This window comes from Erythrobacter ani, from assembly GCF_019204025.1.
Classification (GTDB): domain Bacteria; phylum Pseudomonadota; class Alphaproteobacteria; order Sphingomonadales; family Sphingomonadaceae; genus Erythrobacter; species Erythrobacter ani.
Genome location: NZ_JAGSPB010000006.1, coordinates 1 through 637, shown reverse-complemented (window position 1 = coordinate 637; position 637 = coordinate 1). Strand labels below are relative to the sequence as shown.

1 protein-coding gene is annotated in these 637 nt (G+C 60.4%); it reads left to right on the top strand.

Annotated features, from left to right (window positions below; genetic code table 11):
* The coding region (locus tag KCG45_RS15380; RefSeq protein ID WP_218318104.1) for an Ig-like domain-containing protein at positions 1–637 on the top strand (637 nt) is incomplete at both ends.

The window sequence follows — 637 nt, the reverse complement described above, 5'->3', positions numbered from 1 at the left end:
GGTCGCGGTTGGCCTGCCGGACCAAAGTGGTGAGGATGGTCAGGTCGTTACGATTCCGACAGCGAGCGCATTCAGCGATATCGATGGAGACACGTTGAGCTTTAGCGCCGTGGGCCTGCCGCCGGGCTTGGCCATTGATTCTTTCGGAAACATCACCGGCACAATCGATCCGTCCGCATCGCAGGGCGGCCCAGCCAGCGATGGTGTCTACCAAGTCACTGTGACTGCCGATGATGGCAATGGCGGCGTCGTTAGCACTGTGTTTATCTACTCGGTCCAGGATGTTGCTCCGATCGCTCAGGACGACACTGCGACCACGGCGGAAGACACGTCGGTAACGGTGGCGGTGCTCGCCAATGACAGCGATCCCGATGGCGATCCGCTGACGATCACCAGCGCGAGCGCGGACAATGGCACCGTCGTCATCAATGCGGATGGCACGCTTACCTTCACGCCGAACGCGAACTTCAATGGCGAAGCGAACGTCACTTACGAGATTAGTGACGGCGAGGGCGGGGTCGCCACCGCAACGCTAACCGTGACCGTGACGCCCGTGAACGACGATCCAATCGCGACCTCGATCCCCAACGTGACCAACGAGGACAGCCAGTCCGTTTCGATTGCGACCGATAGCTTC